Here is a 19173-nt window from a genome sequence, read left to right as displayed (position 1 = left end):
GGGGCTTCAATCGCTGCTGTGCGCTGTCAGAAAACCGTCATCTCATCGACATGCAGGTTTCATCCGCACCCGTTAGGCGAATGACCAACAAGGGCGACAAGCCCACGGAAGAGCCGCAACAAGGCGCTTAACGGGAAGAGCACATGCTTGAAATTCGTCAGGTCACCCGTCGTTTCGGGCCAAACACGGCCGTGCGCGACGTGGAACTGAAAATCGAACAGGGCCAGATGGTCGGTGTCATCGGTCGCTCAGGCGCCGGCAAATCGACGCTTCTGCGCATGATCAACCGCCTGATCGATCCGTCCGAAGGATCGATCTTCTTTCAGGGCAAGGAAGTCTCCGCGCTGAAAGGCGCGGAACTGCGTCGCTGGCAGCGCGACTGCGCGATGATCTTCCAGCAGTTCAACCTGGTGCCGCGCCTCGACGTGCTCACCAATGTTCTGCTTGGCAGGCTCAACCACCGCTCCACGGTGCTCAACCTGCTCAACATGTTTACGCGGGAAGAGCGCATTCAGGCGATTGCAGCGCTTGAGCGCCTCGACATCGCCCAGACGGCGCTGCAGCGCGCCGGCACGCTTTCCGGTGGCCAGCAGCAGCGTGTGGCGATTGCCCGTGCGCTCATGCAGGAGCCGAAGGTGATCCTCGCCGACGAGCCGATCGCTTCGCTCGATCCGCTCAACGCCAAGGTGGTGATGGATTCGCTCGCCGACATCAACGCCCGCGAAGGCATCACCGTCATCACCAACCTGCACACGCTCGACACGGCGCGCGCCTATTGCAACCGCATCGTCGGCATGGCCAAGGGCGCGGTGGTTTTCGACGGCCCGCCCGAGGCGCTGACCAGCGAAGCGGTGCGCACCATTTATGGCGGCGAAGAAGGCGCGGAACTTTCCGAAGCCATCACTTCCACCAGCATCAATGTTCCGGCTCCGCAGCCGGCAAGAAAATCGACCGGTCAGGCTCAACCGGCGCTCGCCGCCGTCTGATCCACGGGATCGTCTCGCCCGCGTAACGGGCTCCACCTGCTTGAAACCCCGCCGGCAAGGCCGGCACCCAAATGGAGAGACATCATGTTCAAGAAAGCTCTTATGGGCGCCGTTGCGCTCACCGCGATCATGGTTGGCGGCGCACAGGCCGAAGATCTGAAAGAGTTCCGCATCGGCATTCTCGGCGGCGAAAACGAAGCCGACCGCCTGCGCAATTTCTCCTGCATCGTCGACAAGCTCCCCGAGGTTCTGGGCGTCGAGAAGGTCGCCCTGTTCCCGGCTGCCGACTATGACGGCGTGATCCAGGGCCTGCTCGGCGGCACGCTCGACTATGCCGAGCTCGGCGCTTCGGGCTATGCAAAGGTCTATCTGGAAGATCCGGAGGCCGTTGAGCCGATCCTCACCACGGTGCAGACCGACGGTTCGACCGGCTATCACTCGATCATGGTGGCCCGCAAGGATTCCGGCATCGCAACGCTGGAAGACATGAAGGGCAAGAAGCTCGGCTTCGCCGATCCGGACTCCACCTCCGGCTACCTCGTTCCCGCCGTCACGCTGCCCAAGGCAGTCAACGCTTCGGTTGAAGAGTTCTTTGGCGAGACCGGCTTCGGCGGCGGCCACGAGAACCTGGTTCTCGAAGTCGTGAAGGGAACGTTCGACGCCGGCACGACCTGGGCTTCGGGCGTTGGCGAGTTCTCCGACGGCTACACCTCCGGCAACCTGCACAAGATGGTCGAGAAGGGCATTCTCGACATGGACGATCTGGTTGAGCTCTGGAAGTCCCCGCTGATCCCGAACGGTCCGGTCGTGGTTCGCACCTCCATGGACGCCGACATGAAGAACAAGTTCAAGACCTTCATGATGGAAATGCCGGAAGCCGATCCGGAGTGCTTCGCAGCCATCCAGGGCGGCGACTACAAGGGCTACACCGAAGTGACGCCGGCATTCTACGAGCCGATCATCGACGCCCGTCGCTCCAAGATCGGTTCCTGATCCCTTTCCCGCAATCTGACGCGCCGCCGGCCTGTGCCGGCGGCGTTGTCGCACAGGCGTGCCAAACATGACAGCAACGACCCATTCCCCGCTTCTTTCCGAAGCCGGCCAGGCCGTGGAGCGCCACTGGCGCGAACTGGCCGGACGCCGTCGTCTCTACACCATTGGCGGCATCGTGTTCATGGTTCTCGCCATGAGCGGTTCGCTCTGGTTTGCCAATGAATCGAACGCCGGCAAGTTCTTCGACCGACTGCCCTATCTGTTCGATTTCGTGGGACAGATGATGCCGCGCGATGGCTGGGAAATCTGGCGCGCCCTGTTCGACCTGCCCTCGCCCTATGACGATGGCAGCCTGAAATACAATTATCCCGACGGACGGATCTATCTCACCGAGACGCTCTATCTGCCCGAATATTTCTACAAGATGCTGGAGACCATCAACATTGCGCTGGTTTCCACGCTGATCGGCTTCGGCCTTGGCTTCGTTCTGTGCTTCCTGGCCGCATCGAACCTGACGACGCGGCGCTGGCTGCGCTTCTTCGTGCGCCGTTTCATGGAAGTGCTGCGCGCCTTCCCCGAGATCGTGATCGCCGGCTTCTTTCTGGCCGTGCTGACCATCGGGGCCGTGCCCGCCATCATCGCGGTGTCGATCCACACGGTCGGCGCGCTTGGCAAGATGTTCTTCGAAGTGGTCGAGAACGCCGACATGAAGGCCGAGGAAGGCCTGCGCGCCGCCGGTGCGAACTGGGTGGAGCGCGTCTGGTTCTCCATCGTGCCGCAGGTCATGCCCAACTTCCTGAGCTACGCGCTGCTGCGTCTGGAAATCAACGTGCGCGCCTCCACCATCATTGGCGCGGTCGGCGGCGGCGGCATCGGCGAGGCGCTGCGCCTCTCGATCAGCCGCACGCATGAAGCCAAGACGCTCGCCATCATCCTTCTTCTGTTCTGCACCATCGTCGCGGTCGACCAGCTTTCGGCCTGGCTGCGCGGCCGCATTGTCGGCAAGCAGGCATTCGAATTCGGCCGGGGAGGCTGATCATGACCGAGATCGAAGCCAACGCCATCGCCGCGCGCCACGCGGATGTGTTTCACCGTCCGCTGATGGAGCGCCTGCGCGGCGTGATCATCATCACCGCCATCGCCCTCTACATGGTCTTCGCCTGGTGGTTCTTCGCCATCGGGCAGGTCATCTCCAACGGCAACTGGGACATTGCGGGCAGCTATCTGGCCGACTGGGTTTCCTATGAAATCCGCCCGGACATCGAATATGACGGCGATGCGCTGGATGTTTCCTTTCCGCGCTTCTCGCCGCTCGGCAGCGACCCAAGGCCGGAATGGCTGACGACCGAGACCGCCATGGTCGAACGCCGCGTGGCGGCAAGCGCTGCGGCGGGCAACGCCACGGGCGGCGCGACCAGCGGAGCCGGTTTCCTCGGCTCGCTCGACGCCGAACCTGCCAAGAAGGAAGACGGTGGTTTTCTGGGCGCGATGGCCCCTTCTTCCACCACCACGGAAAGCCCCGCGACCGAGGCGGAAGCTGCGCCGCAGGCTCCTGCGACGATGCGCGAGGAAGCCGTGGTCAGCGCCGACATCTCCTTCGGCGGCGATACGCATATCCGCGTTCAGCCGGGCTTCGTGACCGTGACCCACAGGGGCGAAACGCTGGAACTCGACATCGAGGAGCGCGTCAGCGTCAATGCACGCGGACCGCTGCCCGAGTGGGCAAGCCAGCGCGCGCCGGGCGCGAAGGTGATCGTACGCTTCGGATTTGCCGGACGCGCCGAGATCGAGGATGACGAAGTGAAAGTGCGCCGCCGTTTCATCGGCTGGGAGAACTTCTTCTTCGACACCCGCTCGCCCTATTGGGACATGTCGGCCGGCGAGGTTCTGGGAACGATCTTCTTCGGCGACCGCATCGAGGCGGACCGCTCCAACCTGTCGCTCGCCTGGAACAATTTCGTCAACAATGCCGACTGGCAGCATGGCGATGTGTGGCTGAAGCTGCTGCAGACCATCGTCATGGCCTTCGCCGGCACGGTGCTGGCGTCGATGCTGGCCTTCCCGCTGGCCTTTGCCGCAGCCCGCAACATCATGCCCAACCGGGTCGTCAATCAGGTGCTCAAGCGCTTCTTCGACTTCCTCCGCTCGGTGGACATGCTGATCTGGGCGCTGTTCTTCACCCGCGCCTTCGGGCCGGGACCGCTGGCCGGTATCTCGGCGATCTTCTTCACCGACACCGGCACGTTCGGCAAGCTCTACTCGGAAGCGCTGGAGAACATCGACGACAAGCAGCGTGAGGGTGTGCGCTCCGTCGGCGCGGCCCCTGCCTCGGTCCAGCGCTATGGCGTGGTGCCGCAGGTTCTGCCGGTCTTTTTGAGCCAGGCGCTCTATTTCTGGGAGTCCAACACCCGCTCCGCCACCATCATCGGCGCCGTTGGCGCCGGCGGCATCGGCCTCAAGCTCTGGGAAGCGATGCGCACCAATCAGGACTGGGAAAACGTGGCCTACATGGTCATCCTGATCCTGCTTGTCGTGTTCGTCTTCGACAACATCTCCAACCTTCTGCGTCAGCGTCTGATCGGCAGGCAGCCGTGAAGAGGATGACGCAGGGGAAATTGGCTGCTAGCCTTCGCGGTCCTTTTGAGGGATTCGTTAACCTGTCACACAAATCGCCTATTGCATCGCTTTCGGCGAGGATATGCTCATGCGCTACGCAATCTACTTCACACCCGAAAAAGACGACCCGCTGACGCGGGCCGCCGCACGCTGGCTCGGCCGGGACGCCTTTACGGGCCGGTCCATCGCGCCCGTGGAGGCAGGCCCCTTCTCTGCTGCGGAGATTTCCTTTCACACCGCGGCCGCGCGCCGCTACGGCTTCCATGCGACGCTGAAGGCCCCGTTCCATCTGGCAGAGGGTCAGAGCGAACAGAGCCTGATCGCCGCGCTGGCGGACTTCTGCGAGCGCACGGAGCCCGTGATCATTCCGCGTGCGGTTGTGCGTCGTCTCGACGGTTTCTTTGCGCTGGTGCCCGAGGACCGCTCCCCACGGCTGGATGCGCTGGCCGGCAACATCGTGGAGGCGTTCGAGCCCTTCCGCGCGCCGCTGACCCAGGAAGAGCTGGAGCGCCGCAACCCCGAGGGCCTGTCGCCCAGCCAACTCAAGAACCTCTACAAATGGGGCTACCCCCACGTGTTTGAAGCATTCCGCTTCCACATGACGCTGACCGGCCGCGTGCCGCAGGCAGAAGCTGTCCGCATGGAGCGCGCCATAGACGCCTTCTTCGGGCCGCTTTTGTCGGAACCATTGGAAATCGGCTCGCTGGCGCTGTTCATCGAGCCTGAGCCGGGCGCACCTTTTCAGGTGAGATACTCCCACGCGCTCGGCTGGAACAAGACAAGAAAGACCGCCTGATAATGACGCAAGAACTGGTTTTAAGAAACGCCCGCATCGTGCTGCCCGATGAGGTCATCGAAGGCAGCGTGGTGATCCGCGACGGGCGCATCGTCGACATTGCCGCCGGCAATGCATCCATCGGCGAGGACATGGAAGGCGACTACCTGCTGCCGGGCCTTGTCGAGCTGCACACCGACCATCTGGAACGCCACTACGCCCCGCGCCCGAAAGTGCGCTGGAACCCCATCGCATCGGTGCTGGCGCATGATGCGCAGATCGCCGCTTCGGGCATCACCACCGTGTTTGACGCGCTGCGCATCGGCCTCGACGAGGACAGCAATCTCGGCGCGGAAGAAATGCGCGAACTGGGCAACGCCATCGAGAACAGCGTGGAGGCCGGCCGCCTGCGCGCCGATCACTTCCTGCATCTGCGCTGTGAGGTTTCCGCACCCGATTGCCTGGAAGGATTCGAGCTCTTCAAGAACGACAGCCGCGTGAAACTCGCCTCGCTGATGGACCATTCGCCGGGCCAGCGTCAGTTCACGAGCATCGACACCTACAAAGTCTACTACATGAACAAGACGGGCATGACCGAAGAGGATTTCCGCCAGTTCTGCGAAAAGCGCGTTGCGCAGTCGCAGACCTATTCCAGCCGTCACCGCAACGCCATCTCCGACATCTGCCGCGAGCAGGGCATCATTCTGGCGAGCCATGACGACGCCACGATGGAGCATGTGGACGAGGCGGCGACGCAGGGCGTGCGCGTGGCCGAGTTCCCGACCACACAGGAAGCGGCAACCGCCTCGCGCGACGCCGGCATGCAGGTGCTGATGGGCGCGCCCAACGTGGTGCGCGGCGGCTCGCATTCCGGCAATGTCTCCGCCCGCAGCCTGGCCGAGGGCAACACGCTCGACATCCTGTCTTCCGACTACATTCCCTTCAGCCTCGTTCAGGCCGCTTTCGCGCTGGGCGAGACCGTGGACCACATCTCGCTGCCGCAGGCCGTCGCCATGGTTTCCAAGAACCCGGCAGAGGCCGTGGGTCTCGATGACCGCGGCATTCTCGAACAGGGCCGCCGCGGCGACGTGATCCGCGTGCGGGTGGACGAGCATGTTCCGATCGTGCGTTCGGTCTGGCGCGAGGGGGCGCGGGTGGCATGAGGGCATCGGCCACGCTGGAGCGTGTCATCGACGAGCAGGACGTCCCGATCCGCCATGGCGTATTCATCGCCGTCGCCGGTCCTTCGGGGGCCGGCAAGGACTCTGTGATGGACTATGCGCGCCAGCGGCTCGGGCCGCAGGACAGCGACGTGACCTTTGTGCGCCGTGTCATCACCCGTGAGATGGACGGCGCAGGCGAGGCCCATGACTGCCTGACACGCGCCGATTTCGATGAAGCCGAGGCAAAGGGCGCATTCGCCGTGAGCTGGGAAGCGAACGGACTGAAATACGGCCTGCCAGCAAGCGTGGATGACATTGTGCGCGACGGGCATGTGGCCGTGGCCAACGTGTCGCGCGCCGTCATTCCGCTCCTGCGTGAGCGCTATGGCAATGTGGTCGCCGTGATCGTGACCGCCGCCCGCGATGTGCTGGCCGAGCGACTTTCGAGCCGTGGCCGCGAAACCCGCGAAGAGGTTCTGGCGCGGCTCGAACGGGCGCACGCAAAGGAATTGACCGTCGAAGGCGCAACCGTGATCGACAATTCCGGTACGCTGGAAGAAGCGGGCGAGCGGTTTCAGGACGTTCTGCGCCGCGCTGCAGCCTGGAGCGCGGTAAGCGATTCCGTGTGAGGCTCCGCCTCCCGTTTCGGATATGTGAGTAGACACTGAAAGCGCCTCTTGGCGCTTTCTCTGTTCTGGTTTAGTTCTAGTTCATCTTGGAACACCGGACGCACCCCATCGACGGCATTGCCGCCCCGTTTCTGCCAGCGCCCTTCAGCGCGTGGTTCGCCACGCGCGGGTGGCAGCCGCGCGCGCATCAGCTCGAACTTCTGGCGCGCACGCAGGCCGGTCGCTCCGCACTGCTGATCGCCCCCACCGGTGCGGGCAAGACGCTGGCCGGCTTTCTGCCCACCCTCACCGATCTCGCGGCGCGGCCGAAGCGCAAACCCGGCGCAGCGCGGCGTGGCGTGCACACGCTCTACATCTCGCCGCTCAAGGCGCTCGCCGTCGACATTCAGCGCAACCTGAACATGCCCGTGGCCGAGATGGAGCTGCCGGTAACGATGGAGACGCGCACCGGCGACACGCCCACCCACAAGCGCCAGCGGCAGAAACACGCCCCGCCCGACATTCTGCTCACCACGCCCGAACAGCTCGCCCTTCTGATCGCCTCGCCCGATGCGGACAGGTTCTTCTCGGATTTGCGTTTCGTGGTGTTCGACGAATTGCACTCGCTGGTGATTTCCAAGCGCGGGCATCTGCTTTCGCTGGCGCTGGCGAGACTGCGCCGGATGCGGCCGGAGCTTCAGACCATCGGTCTTTCCGCGACGGTGGCCGAGCCCGATGAGCTGCGCCGGTGGCTCGTGCCGCAGGATACGGCCCGCGCCCTGTCCGATATCGTGACCGTGTCGGGTGGCGCAAAGCCGCACATCACCATCCTGGAGACGGAGGAGCGCGTGCCCTGGGCCGGGCACTCCGCGCTCTACGCCATTCCGAAGGTCTATGAGGCGATCAGGGCCCACCGCACCACGCTGCTCTTCGTCAACACGCGCAGCCAGGCGGAGCTTCTGTTCCGCGAATTGTGGCGCGCCAACGACGACAATCTGCCCATTGCGCTCCACCATGGCTCGCTCGATGTCGGCCAGCGGCGCAAGGTGGAAAAGGCGATGGAGACCAACAGTCTGCGGGCCATCGTCGCCACGTCGACGCTCGACCTCGGCATCGACTGGGGCGACGTGGATCTGGTCGTGCATGTGGGCGCGCCAAAGGGGGCAAGCCGGCTGGCCCAGCGCATCGGCCGCTCCAACCACCGCATGGACGAACCGAGCCGCGCCATTCTCGTGCCGGCAAACCGTTTCGAGGTGATGGAGTGCCGCGCCGCCCTTGAGGCGAACTATCTGGGTGCGCAGGACACGCCGCCACTGGTGGAAGGCGCGCTCGACGTGCTGGCGCAGCACGTGCTGGGCTCGGCCTGCGCCGCCCCCTTCGACGCCGACGTACTCTATGGCGAAGTGGCGAGTGCAGCCCCCTATGCCGCGCTTGATCGGGTAACCTTCGACCGCATCGTGGATTTCGTGGCGACCGGCGGCTACGCGCTCAAGACCTATGAGCGCTATGCCCGCATCCGCAAGACGAAAGACGGGCTGTGGCGCATCGCCAATCCGCGCATCGCCCAGCAATACCGGCTGAATGTCGGCACCATCGTGGAATCCCCCATGCTCAACATCCGCATGGTCAGGCGCGGCCGGGGCAACGCCTCGCGCGGCGGACCGGTGCTGGGCAAGGTGGAGGAATATTTCCTCGAAACGCTCACGCATGGCGACACCTTCCTTTTCTCGGGCCGGGTGCTGCGCTTCGAAGGCATTCGCGAGAATGAGTGCCTCGTCTCGGCGGGCGGCGGCGAGGATGCAAAAGTGCCCTATTACGCCGGCGGCAAGTTTCCGCTCTCCACCTATCTGGCGTCCGAAGTGCGGGCCATGCTGGCCGACCCGAAGCGCTGGAAGGCGCTGCCCGAACAGGTGGCCGAATGGCTTTCCATCCAGCGCGACAAGTCGATCCTCCCGCGCCGCGAAGACCTTCTGGTGGAGACCTTTCCGCGCGGCGAGCGCTTCTACATGGTGCTCTACCCGTTCGAGGGGCGGCTCGCGCACCAGACGCTTGGCATGCTTCTGACCCGCCGGCTGGAGCGGGCAGGCGCACACCCGCTCGGCTTCGTCGCCAATGATTACGCCATCGCCGTGTGGGGCCTGAACGACATGGCCGCCATGCTGGAGGACGGACGGTTAAGCCTCGCCGCGCTCATGGACGAGGACATGCTGGGCGACGATCTGGAAGCATGGATCGCCGACAGCTGGCTTTTGAAGCGCACCTTCCGCAATTGCGCGCTGATCTCGGGACTGGTCGAAAAGCGCCACCCCGGACAGGAGAAGACCGGCCGACAGGTGACCGTTTCCGCCGACCTCATTTACGACGTTTTGCGGGCTCATGAGCCTGACCACATTCTGATGCAGGCCACCTGGGCAGACGCCGCGCAGGGCCTGCTTGATGTCAGGAGACTGGGGGAGATGCTGTCGCGCATTCGGGGTCGAATCGTGCATAAATCTCTCAGTCGCATTTCACCGCTGGCTGTGCCCATCATGCTCGAGATCGGCAAGGAGGCCGTGGCCGGCGACGCCAATGAGGCGCTGCTCGGCGAAGCCTCACGGCTTTCCGGCGAGGAATTGATGCAGGAGGCTCTTGAGGCATGAACAGCCTTGCACCCGCAACCGGGACAAGCACCGCGCTGACGATCCGCATCGCCGGACACGAGGCCGTGTGCGACTGGCGCGGCGTGCTGTTCTTCCCGCAGATGAGCCTCATGGTCGTCTCCGACCTGCATCTTGAGAAGGGCGCGGCCTACGCCCGGCGCGGGCGCATGCTGCCGCCCTATGACACCGCCGCCACACTGAAGCGGCTGGCAACAACGTTAGCCGACTACGATCCAGAGATCGTCATCAGCCTTGGCGACAGTTTTCACGACGATCACGGCGCGGCGCACATGCCCGGGCCTTTCCGCACGCGGCTGGTCGAACTCATCGGCGCGCGCGACTGGCACTGGATCGCCGGCAACCACGACCCTGCCCCGCCGCCGGACCTTCCCGGCCACTGCGCGCAGGAGATTGCCATTGACGGGCTGATCTTCCGTCATGAGCCGGCAAAGGGAAGTGCCCGTGGCGAGATTGCCGGGCATCTGCATCCCGGCGCGCGCATCGTGCGCCGCGGCCGCTCGGTGCGGCGCGCATGCTTCGCCTCGGACGGTAGCCGGCTTATTATGCCCGCATTCGGCAGCCTGACCGGTTCGCTGAACGTGCTCGACCGTCCTTTCGACGGCCTGTTCGCGCGCGAGCGGCTGGCCGCCTACATGCTGGGCCGGCAGGGCATTTACGCCATTGCAGGCAGCATGCTGCGCTGAAGCACAGCGCCGGAGCGCGCGCGCTCAGTCCTTGCGGAAGATGATCCGTCCCAGCCAGCCGGTGATGATGGCGATCAGCACGGCGGCGATGCCGTAGATCAGGCTGTTCTGATGGGCGAATTCGTAAAGCCGCTGCTCAAGACCCGCTTTGCGGATGGTGAGCTGGGCCGATGTCTCGCGCAGGAACACGCTGTTGCGGAACAGATAGGCGCGCGCCCTGTGCGTGCCGACCGCCACATTGGGGGCCAGCTTGAGGGACGCGCGGAACAGGCTTTGCGAGAGGAAGCGCACGCCGCCGGTCTGCGTCGAGTAGAGCCCGAGCGCCTCCTTGCGCTGAAGCAGCGCCTCGGTGAACTCCTCGATGGTTTTCGGATCGCCATCGGCCTTGAGCGGCTGGAAGTGCAGATTGTCCGCACCCAGCGCGAGCCTCTTGTATCCGTCGGGCGTGCTGATGTCCTGCGGCGCGCGGGTGAGCGCCATGGAATAGGATTCCGGCACATCGCGGAAGATGACCGATTCCGTGTTGATCCACATGCCCAGCACGCGTGTCTTCTTGCGCACCGTGACGGCGCGCGGCGGCCCTTCCAGAACCACCACGACATCGTAACGCCCCTGCCGCGCCACCAGCGGGTCGGCATTGTCGAGCGCGCCGAAAATGGTCAGCTCCGCGCCGCTGAAATCGGACGTGATCGACACCTGATCGGTGGAAAGGCCGATCTGGATGTTCTCGGGGATTTCGTCCTGCGCCCGCACCGGCAGGGCCGGCAGGAGCAGAAGAAGCGAGGTGGCGGCTGCCAGGAAACGCGCGCGCATGGCTCACATCGCTCCCGTGGACAGGCTGTAGACGCTCTCCGGCTGCACGAACAGGTCGAAGCCGAGACGCAGCGCCACCGCCAGAACCAGAAGCGCCAGAAGCGCACGCAGCTGCTCGCCGCGCAGACGCTGCCCCACCCGCGCGCCATATTGTGCACCGGCCACGCCGCCGACCATCAGCAGGAAGGCAAGCACGACATCGACGCTCTGGTTCGCCGTGGAGTGAATGATGGTGGTGAAGGCCGCCACGAAGATGATCTGGAACAGGGATGTGCCGATCACGACATTGGTCGGCACTTTGAGCAGATAGATCAGCGCCGGCACCATGATGAACCCGCCGCCGACACCCATGATCGACGCCAGGAAGCCAATGAACGCGCCAAGCACCACCACGGGAATGACGCTGACAAACAGCTTCGACGCGCGAAAACGCATCTTGAGCGGCAGACGGTGAATCCAGTTGTGCTGGCCGGGCTTTCTGAGCGTGGCCGTCTGGCCACCGCGCGAACGCCGGATGGCGCGCACGCTCTCCATCAGCATCAGGCCGCCAACGACGCCCAGAAACACCACATAGAGCAGCGAAACGATGAGATCGAGCTGGCCCAGCCGGCGCAGATAGGCGAACACGAACGCGCCGATGGACGCGCCGACAATGCCGCCGGCGAGCAGGACCGTGCCCAGTTTGACATCAAGAGACTTGCGCTTGAAATGCGCCAGCGCGCCCGAGAAGGACGACGCAATCACCTGATTGGCGCCGGTGGCGACAGCGATCGCAGGCGGGATGTTGTAGAAGATCAAGAGCGGCGTGATCAGAAACCCGCCGCCAACCCCGAACATGCCGGACAGAAAGCCCACCGCGCCGCCCATGGCAAGCAGCACGAAAACGTTGACGGACATTTCGGCGATTGGGAGATAAATACCCACCCGCGGCACCCGAATAATTGTTTGCCCGGCAGCGGCGCCGGACGAGGTGTGGAAGCATTAATGCGTGCTTCCGTTCTGCGCCCTACCGCCCGCGAAGTCAAACCGGGAGGTGGCAGAAACCGGAAAAGTTTGAACGGCTTGCCACACAAAGATGACGTGCGTCCTCCGGGACACACATCAACCTGCCGGCAAACGATGCCGTGACAGCTTACTGAGCGCTTACAGCCGCTTCATTCTTCTCCAGAAGGGCACGCACCAGCGCCTCATCGACCTGCCCCGTCGGGTTCAGGCCATTGGCCTTCTGGAACTGCGTGATCGCGGCCTTTGTCTTGGCGCCCATGATGCCGTCAGGCTTGCCCGCATCAAAGCCTTCCTTGTTCAGGATAAGCTGGATGTTGGTGATCGCCTTGGTCATGTCGACGCTCGCCGTGAGCTCGCGGCTTTCACGCCAGGATTCCGGAATATCGACCAGATTGACCGCCGGATCGATCTTCTTGACCTTCCAGAGCGCCGTCTTGTTTTCTGCCTGTTTCAGCTGCCCGGGCGACAGCGCAGCGGCGATTTCGTCGCGCTTGGCGGCTGCATCCCTGTCACCGCCCTGGGCGACGATGGCGAACCATTTGTAGGCTTCCGTCAGGTCCTGCTGCATGCCCATGCCCTTGGCCGAAAGGATGCCCAGATTGAACTGGCTGTCCTTCACGCCATGCTCGGCAGCTTCAATGAACCAGCGGGCGGCGGACTTGTTATCGGCCGGGCCATCCGCACCCATGGCGAACAGCACACCGAGATTGTGCATGGCGCTGGCATTGCCCTGCTGGGCTGCAAGCTGGAACCACATCTTCGCCTTGGCGGCGTCACGGTCCACGCCATTGCCCTTCTGGTAGAGGTCGCCCAGCCGATACTGAGCCGGCGCAAAACCTGCTTCGGCTGCCTTGGTGTACCATTCAGCGGCCTTCGTCAGATCGGCCTGCGTGCCACGACCTTCCGCGTAGCGGCTGCCGATCTCGAACAGCGCCTTGGGGTCGCCCTCGGCTGCGGCCTCGCGAAGCGGTACCGGACCGGCATCCACCGGAACCGTGTCCAGCGAAATGGGCTTGGGTGCTTCAGGGGCAACATCTTCCGGAATGCTGACGGTCTCGTTGCCCGTCAGGGTTTCCTCAAACCTGCCAACCGGCTCTTCCAGCGGCGCGTCCATCTCGGGCATGGAGGCCAGCGTGTCGACCACGCCATCCGTTGCCTGCTCTTCGGCAGCAGCAACCCTGGCCGGTTCTTCATCCAGCACGCGCACCTTGCGCTCTGCCGGGGCAGGCTCGGCCTGCGCCATCACCGGCGCGGGTTCCGCACTGGTGGTCTCATTGGTCATCTGCACCGGAATGGCGGTGGAGTTCGAAAGATAGGTCTTTCCGACCTGATAGCCGCCCGCCGCGACGATGCCCGCGCCGAGCATCACCACCAGAGGCTTCTTGCTCCGCTTCAGAAAACGTTTGATCCCGAAGCCGCCGGTATCTTCCGCAGCATCGCCCTGACGCTTTTTCAGGATCTCGGCCTCGGCCGCAGCCGCCTGCGCCGCACGGCGCGCCGCCGCGATGAAATCCGACTTGGCCGCATCATCCGTTTCCGGACGGACGGTCGCTTTCTTTTCGTCACGAACACGACGCAGGATCGCATTCAGGTCCGGCGCGCCGGAACCCGGTTCCAGCGGCTCATTGATGCGGTCGTCATCCAGATCGATGGCTTCAAGGCTGGCGTCCAGTTCGGCGGACGCCTCGTTCTCGACCTCATTCCGGGGCTCGTCGCGCTGCTGACGGTCGCGACGGCTTCCAAGAGCACGGGTGAGCCCGCCCAGAAGCGATGATTTGCCGGGGGCCTTTTCCGTTTCCTGCGCATCCTCGTCCAGCGCAGCGCGCGCGGCGGCGGCTGCCGCTTCGGCGGGCGAGCGCTTCGGCATCGCCTCTTCCGCAGCGCGTGCAGAAACCGGAGACACGTCATTGCCGGGATCGATGGAGGGAGCGGCAGCGACCGGAATTTTTGCCGGCTCGGCCTGCACAGCCACGCCCTCGCCAGCAGTTCCTTCGACAGCGCCAAGCCGGTCCACGATCTTGAGCAGCGTGTCATGGATCGCGCCGAACGTCTTGGTGTTGCGCTCGTCGGACTTGCGGGTCAGCGCTTCAAGCGCCTTCAGTTCTTCGCGCAGTTCACGGTCGAAATTGCTGTCGAAATTCTGCGTGTCGCCCAACGCGCCGATTGCCTGCTCGGCTGCCTGCCGTGCGGCTTCGACCACCGAAGCGCGGTTTTCCTGAATTGAGCGTTCGATGTTCTCCAGCCGTGGGCCCAGATCCTCGAACTCCGGCAGGTCAGCCGTCGGGCGGGAGAAATGCTCGGAGAGGCTGCGAACCTGCGCCTCGAGATTGTGGATCACCTCCGGATCGATGGACGAAGCCTGCGACGAAGATGTCTGCAGGCGACCGGAAATGTCATCAAGCCGCATCTCGAGGGCGCGCAGAGCCTCGGTGCCCGGCGCTTCACGTGTGCTCGTGTCGAGCCGCGCCGCCAGTTCGTTGAACCGGGCGTCGATGGTGGCCATGAGATCGGCCTCGTTGCGCACGGGCTCGCTGCTGCTGCGCTCGTCGATGCGGGCGGCAATGTCCTGCAGCCGATGCTCGAGATCGTGAACCAGCGAGCGTCCCTGCTCTGCAGCGTCGCCATGGCGCTGTTCGATCATCTGCGACAAATGCGCGAACCGGTCTTCAATGCCGCGCAGCATGTGCTCGGGGATCTGCGGCTCCGGTGCGTTGTCCAGCTTGTGCGCGATGCCGGCAATCTGGCTGGCCAACCGCTCAACCGTCTGCTCCGGCATGTCGATACGCGCAGCGATCTCGTCCACGCGCTGCGACAGCGAATACATCTGCTCGCTGAGATGCCCGACAGCCTCGCCACCCGGGCGCTCGTTCAGAAGCTCGCCCACCTGATTTGCCAGCGAAGAGATGCGCGCCTCGATGCGCTCGAAGGGCTGCGGGTCGAACGAAGCAGCCTGTGTCTTCGGCATGGTCGCAGCAATCGCGCGGCTGATCTCGTCAAGCCGCTCATCGATGGCGGCATAGAGTTCGGGATTGTCCTGCTGCTTGCGCTCAAGAAGCTGATCCAGCGCGCCTGCGAGCGTGCGGACACGATCCTCCAGAGACTGAAGCGACAGCGATTCCGGCAGGCTGTTCACCGCATGCGCGATCTGCTCGATCCGCTGGTGCAGCATGTCGATGGCGGGGCCGCTGCGGCTCAGATCGCTGGAAACGCGGTCTTCGAATGCGCTCCACCTGTCGTCGAAAGCATCCCAGCGCTGATCCACGGCGCGCAGCGTTTCTTCACGCGCGAGACTGGAAATGGAAGACTTCAGCTCTTCCATCTCGAGCCGCAGCATCTTGACGTTTCTGTCGTCACCGCGCTCGGCGAGATGGGCAATGGCGTTGGACAGGCGTTCGAATTCGACAACCAGCTCGCTGCTGAGCGCGCTGTTGGGAACGGAGGCCATGATGCCTGCCAGCTCCTTGCGCAGCGCGCCGAACTCGTCGCTGATGCCCGAACGCATCACGTCGCGCAGATCCCTGCGCAGCGTCTTGAGTTCTTCGGCAATGTTGCCGATCGAATTGAACTCGCGTTCCTGACGGCGGGAGCGCTCAAGCTCATGCGCCGCGTGTTCGAGCGAGGCGCGCGAAGCCGGCTCCTGCCGGGGCGCGGGCATGCGGCCAGCCGGTCGTACATAGGAATGCGAGACCGTTTCCGACAGCTCCTGGATTCGCCGGGCGACGTCATTTTCATCCACCTGCTGGTCGAAACGCCCGGTCGCTTTTCCAAGGCGGTTTTCCAGGTGGTCCAGCGTCCGACTGATCTCGTCAAGCGACGCATCTGTCCCGGGCCGCCGCCGGCGACCGGCATTGATATTTTCCAGATAGGAACGCTTATTGTTCATCGGAACGCCCGCCTCTCCACCGTGTACCGGTTGGCCGTCGAGATTTCTTGCCACGCGGGACTTTCAGCCTTGAAATGCCGGAAGGCAGAAAACAAACACTGTTAAGACACCCACGGTCAGCAGCGGACCTCGAAGCGAATGCAAACAAGCACCGTGTGCTGACGGTTCACATTTCGCTGATCGTGGTAAACACGGAGTTAACAATCCTTACCGAAGGTTAAGTCTTCGGTGAGGAATCCCGTAAAAAGATTGTTGGCAAGCCGATCACATTTTGCGCTGCGGCCCTTGTAATGCCGCATTCTGCACCGCATAAGCGCGCCCTTTAGAGCGTGTCTGGGCGGCACAATTTTGCCACTGGCGAAAACCTAACGTCAGACATGCCCATCCCGGTCCCCCCGCCGGAGCGCACATCAGTACGGAACAGTGATCATGACGAACATTGCAGTGGCAGTCGAAAAGACGGCCGAGGGAAATGATTTTCCTGAACAGTCCCCAGAGCAGGCCCCGGAACATGCTGGAGAATACACCCGCATCGGCGAGATGGCTCGGGAGTTTGGCGTAACCCTGCGCGCCCTGCGCTTTTATGAAGACAAGGGCCTTTTGAGGCCGGAGCGCGCCGGCACAACCCGCCTTTATTCCCGCACGGACAAGCTGCGTCTGCAGCATATCCTGCTCGGCCGGAAAATCGGCTTCTCGCTGAACGACATCAAGGAAGTGCTCGACCTGCACGAGCCGGATGGCGGAAACGTGAAGCAGCTTCAGCTTGTTCTGAAGAAGTCGGAACGCCAGATGGTGCGGCTTGAAAAGCAGCGCACTTCCATTGATGACGCGATCAATGAGCTGAAGACCCTGATCGGCGAGGTCTCGACCCGCCTGGACGGTGCATCGCCCCTGCGCGACGCAGGCTGACCACCTCCGCCAGCTACCCCTCTTTCCTTCCGGTTCATCACAAGACCCCGCGCGGACACGCACCGCGCGGGGTCTTGTCGTGCGCTGCGTCGTTTTTGACGTTTACGCAAACGTCAAAATTTGTTAGAGCGACTGTAACGCTGCGCGAATGGCCTCTTCGCGCCTTTGTTACGAGAGCTGGAGGATTCTCATGCCGACCTATCAGGCGTCCGTGCGCGACACGCTGTTCGTGCTGAACGATGTTCTGGGCTATGGCAATCACGACAATCTGCCGGGCTTCGCCGACGCCTCGCCCGACATTGTCGAGGCGATTCTCAGCGAAGGCGCGAAACTGGCTGAGAACGTCATACAGCCGCTCAACCGCATCGGCGACATGGAAGGCTGCACCCGTCATGCCGATGGTTCGGTGACGACGCCCAAGGGCTTCGACGGCGCCTATCGTCAGTATTGCGAAGGCGGCTGGCTTGGCCTTTCCGTGCCGGCGGAATATGGCGGTCAGGGCCTGCCCTACACGGTGCACACGGCGGTGAGCGAGTACCTCGTCTCGGCCAATATGGCGCTGATGATGTATCCGGGCCTCACACAGGGCGCCATCGCCGCGATCCTCGCGCATGGCACCGATGAGCAGAAGCAGAAATGGCTGCCGAAAATGGTGGAAGGCACCTGGACCGGCACCATGAACCTGACGGAGCCCCATTGCGGCACCGATCTCGGCCTTCTGAACTCCAAGGCCGTGCCGAACGGCGACGGCAGCTACCGGATTTCCGGCCAGAAGATCTTCATCTCGGCCGGCGAGCACGACATGGCCGAGAACATCATCCATCTGGTGCTTGCACGCATTGAGGGCGCGCCGGCGGGCGTGAAGGGCATCTCGCTCTTCATCGTGCCGAAGGTGATGGTCGATGACGAAGGCGCGCTGGGCGATGGCAATGCCGTTTCCTGCGGGGCAATCGAAGAGAAGATGGGCATCCACGGCAACGCCACCTGCGTCATGAATTATGACGAAGCCACCGGCTATCTTCTGGGTGAGGAGAATGGCGGCCTGAAAGCCATGTTCACGATGATGAACGAGGCGCGCCTTGGCGTCGGCCTGCAAGGCCATGCCATCGGCGAAGCCGCCTATCAGGGCGCGGTCGAATATGCCCGCGAGCGCCTGCAGGGCCGCGCGCTGACCGGACCGAAAGCGCCGGAGAAGAAGGCCGATCCGATCATCGTTCACCCGGATGTGCGCCGCAACCTGATGACCATCCGCGCCTTCAACGAGGCCGGCCGCGCGCTGATCCTCTGGACCGCGCTGAAATCCGATGTCGCCCATCTCTCCGAAGACGACAAGGAACGCGAGACGGCGTCCGACCACATGGCGCTGATGACGCCGGTGGTGAAAGGCGTGCTCACCGACAAGGGTTTCGAGCATGCGGTGATGGCGCAGCAGATGTTTGGCGGCCACGGCTATATCGAAGAGCATGGCATGAGCCAGTTCGTGCGCGATGCCCGCATCGCCATGATCTATGAGGGCGCGAACGGCATTCAGGCGCTCGACCTCGTGGGACGCAAGCTGCCCGCCAATGGCGGTCGCGCCGTGCAGGCCTTCTTCAAGGAAGTGGGCGATTTCTGCGAAGCGCACCGCGAAGACGAGACCATGGCCCCCTTTACCAAGGCGCTCAAGAAGGGCCTCAACGATCTGCAGGCCGCATCACTCTGGCTGATGCAGAACGCCGTTCAGAAGCCCGACAATGCGGGCGCTGCCTCCCATGACTACATGCACCTGATGGGCCTCGTGGCGCTCGGCTACATGTGGGGCCGCATGGTCAGGACGGCGCAGGAGCAGCTTGCCGCCGGGGCAAATGGCGACGCCGCCTTCCTCGAAGCCAAGATCACCACCGGACGCTACTTCATGGAGCGCGTCATGCCCGAAACCGCCGCGCATCTTGCGCGCCTTTCGAGCGGTGCGGACACCATGATGGCGCTTCCGGAAGAGGCGTTTTGACTGGCGTAACGGCCACACCCGTTCTAGCTTGCACGTGCCAGCGTGCAAGCCGGTCCCTGAGGAAGCGCGACGTGTCAGACCCGCAGCCCGAC

The 19173-nt window shown here is 63.6% G+C and carries 14 protein-coding genes; 11 read left to right on the top strand and 3 right to left on the bottom strand.

Features of this window, described 5'->3' with window-relative positions; all coding sequences use genetic code 11:
* Positions 1 to 143: 143 nt before the first annotated feature.
* From phnC to pdeM, 9 genes are all read left to right on the top strand, one after another.
* On the top strand, positions 144 to 986 hold the full coding sequence (gene phnC / locus NDI72_RS09820; protein WP_206544480.1) for a phosphonate ABC transporter ATP-binding protein: 843 nt from the start codon (positions 144 to 146) through the stop codon (positions 984 to 986).
* An 84-nt stretch (positions 987 to 1070) separates the two neighbouring features.
* Positions 1071 to 1979: a phosphonate ABC transporter substrate-binding protein gene (phnD, locus tag NDI72_RS09815; protein WP_206544479.1), complete on the top strand. Its 909-nt coding sequence runs from the start codon at positions 1071 to 1073 to the stop codon at positions 1977 to 1979.
* Between the two features lie 67 nt (positions 1980 to 2046).
* A complete protein-coding gene (gene phnE, locus NDI72_RS09810; protein ID WP_206544478.1) occupies positions 2047 to 3015 on the top strand; it encodes a phosphonate ABC transporter, permease protein PhnE in 969 nt (322 codons plus the stop codon).
* A 2-nt stretch (positions 3016 to 3017) separates the two neighbouring features.
* Positions 3018 to 4574, top strand: coding sequence for a phosphonate ABC transporter, permease protein PhnE (gene phnE / locus NDI72_RS09805; RefSeq protein WP_283800356.1), 1557 nt, complete (start codon positions 3018 to 3020; stop codon positions 4572 to 4574).
* 109 nt (positions 4575 to 4683) lie between these two features.
* On the top strand, positions 4684 to 5391 hold the full coding sequence (locus NDI72_RS09800) for a DUF1045 domain-containing protein (RefSeq protein ID WP_283800355.1): 708 nt from the start codon (positions 4684 to 4686) through the stop codon (positions 5389 to 5391).
* A 2-nt stretch (positions 5392 to 5393) separates the two neighbouring features.
* Positions 5394 to 6533 (top strand): alpha-D-ribose 1-methylphosphonate 5-triphosphate diphosphatase, encoded by a 1140-nt coding sequence (locus NDI72_RS09795; RefSeq protein WP_206544475.1) that lies wholly within the window; start codon positions 5394 to 5396, stop codon positions 6531 to 6533.
* Positions 6530 to 7162: a phosphonate metabolism protein/1,5-bisphosphokinase (PRPP-forming) PhnN gene (gene phnN, locus NDI72_RS09790; RefSeq protein WP_206544474.1), complete on the top strand. Its 633-nt coding sequence runs from the start codon at positions 6530 to 6532 to the stop codon at positions 7160 to 7162. The genes NDI72_RS09795 and phnN overlap by 4 nt, the downstream gene beginning before the upstream one ends.
* Before the next feature lie 86 nt (positions 7163 to 7248).
* Positions 7249 to 9780: a ligase-associated DNA damage response DEXH box helicase gene (locus tag NDI72_RS09785; RefSeq protein ID WP_283800354.1), complete on the top strand. Its 2532-nt coding sequence runs from the start codon at positions 7249 to 7251 to the stop codon at positions 9778 to 9780.
* Complete coding sequence (gene pdeM / locus NDI72_RS09780; protein ID WP_283800353.1) at positions 9777 to 10484, top strand: ligase-associated DNA damage response endonuclease PdeM; 708 nt, start codon at positions 9777 to 9779, stop codon at positions 10482 to 10484. The genes NDI72_RS09785 and pdeM overlap by 4 nt, the downstream gene beginning before the upstream one ends.
* A 24-nt stretch (positions 10485 to 10508) precedes the next feature.
* On the opposite strand, the gene NDI72_RS09775 is transcribed toward pdeM, so the two are convergent.
* The 3 genes from NDI72_RS09775 to NDI72_RS09765 all read right to left on the bottom strand — a co-directional run bounded on the left by NDI72_RS09775 (position 10509) and on the right by NDI72_RS09765 (position 16185).
* On the bottom strand, positions 10509 to 11297 hold the full coding sequence (locus NDI72_RS09775) for a TIGR02186 family protein (protein WP_113153967.1): 789 nt from the start codon (positions 11295 to 11297) through the stop codon (positions 10509 to 10511).
* Between the two features lie 3 nt (positions 11298 to 11300).
* Positions 11301 to 12221 carry a sulfite exporter TauE/SafE family protein gene (locus NDI72_RS09770; protein ID WP_113156140.1) on the bottom strand — a complete coding sequence of 307 codons (921 nt, stop codon included), beginning with the start codon at positions 12219 to 12221 and terminating at the stop codon, positions 11301 to 11303.
* A 208-nt stretch (positions 12222 to 12429) separates the two neighbouring features.
* Positions 12430 to 16185: a peptidoglycan-binding protein gene (locus NDI72_RS09765; protein WP_283800352.1), complete on the bottom strand. Its 3756-nt coding sequence runs from the start codon at positions 16183 to 16185 to the stop codon at positions 12430 to 12432.
* Between the two features lie 429 nt (positions 16186 to 16614).
* Between NDI72_RS09765 and NDI72_RS09760 the strand changes: the two genes are divergently transcribed.
* Together NDI72_RS09760 and NDI72_RS09755 are read left to right on the top strand one after the other, a co-directional pair.
* Positions 16615 to 17094 carry a MerR family transcriptional regulator gene (locus tag NDI72_RS09760; RefSeq protein ID WP_283800350.1) on the top strand — a complete coding sequence of 160 codons (480 nt, stop codon included), beginning with the start codon at positions 16615 to 16617 and terminating at the stop codon, positions 17092 to 17094.
* Positions 17095 to 17284: 190 nt separating this feature from the next.
* Positions 17285 to 19081, top strand: coding sequence for an acyl-CoA dehydrogenase C-terminal domain-containing protein (locus tag NDI72_RS09755; RefSeq protein ID WP_283800349.1), 1797 nt, complete (start codon positions 17285 to 17287; stop codon positions 19079 to 19081).
* Positions 19082 to 19173: the final 92 nt, after the last annotated feature.

The organism is Nitratireductor sp. GZWM139 (assembly GCF_030068685.1).
In the GTDB taxonomy this organism is placed as follows: Bacteria; Pseudomonadota; Alphaproteobacteria; order Rhizobiales; family Rhizobiaceae; genus Nitratireductor; species Nitratireductor aquimarinus.
Note: the sequence above shows the minus strand (reverse complement) of the source record. Positions and strands in the feature narration are given on the sequence as shown.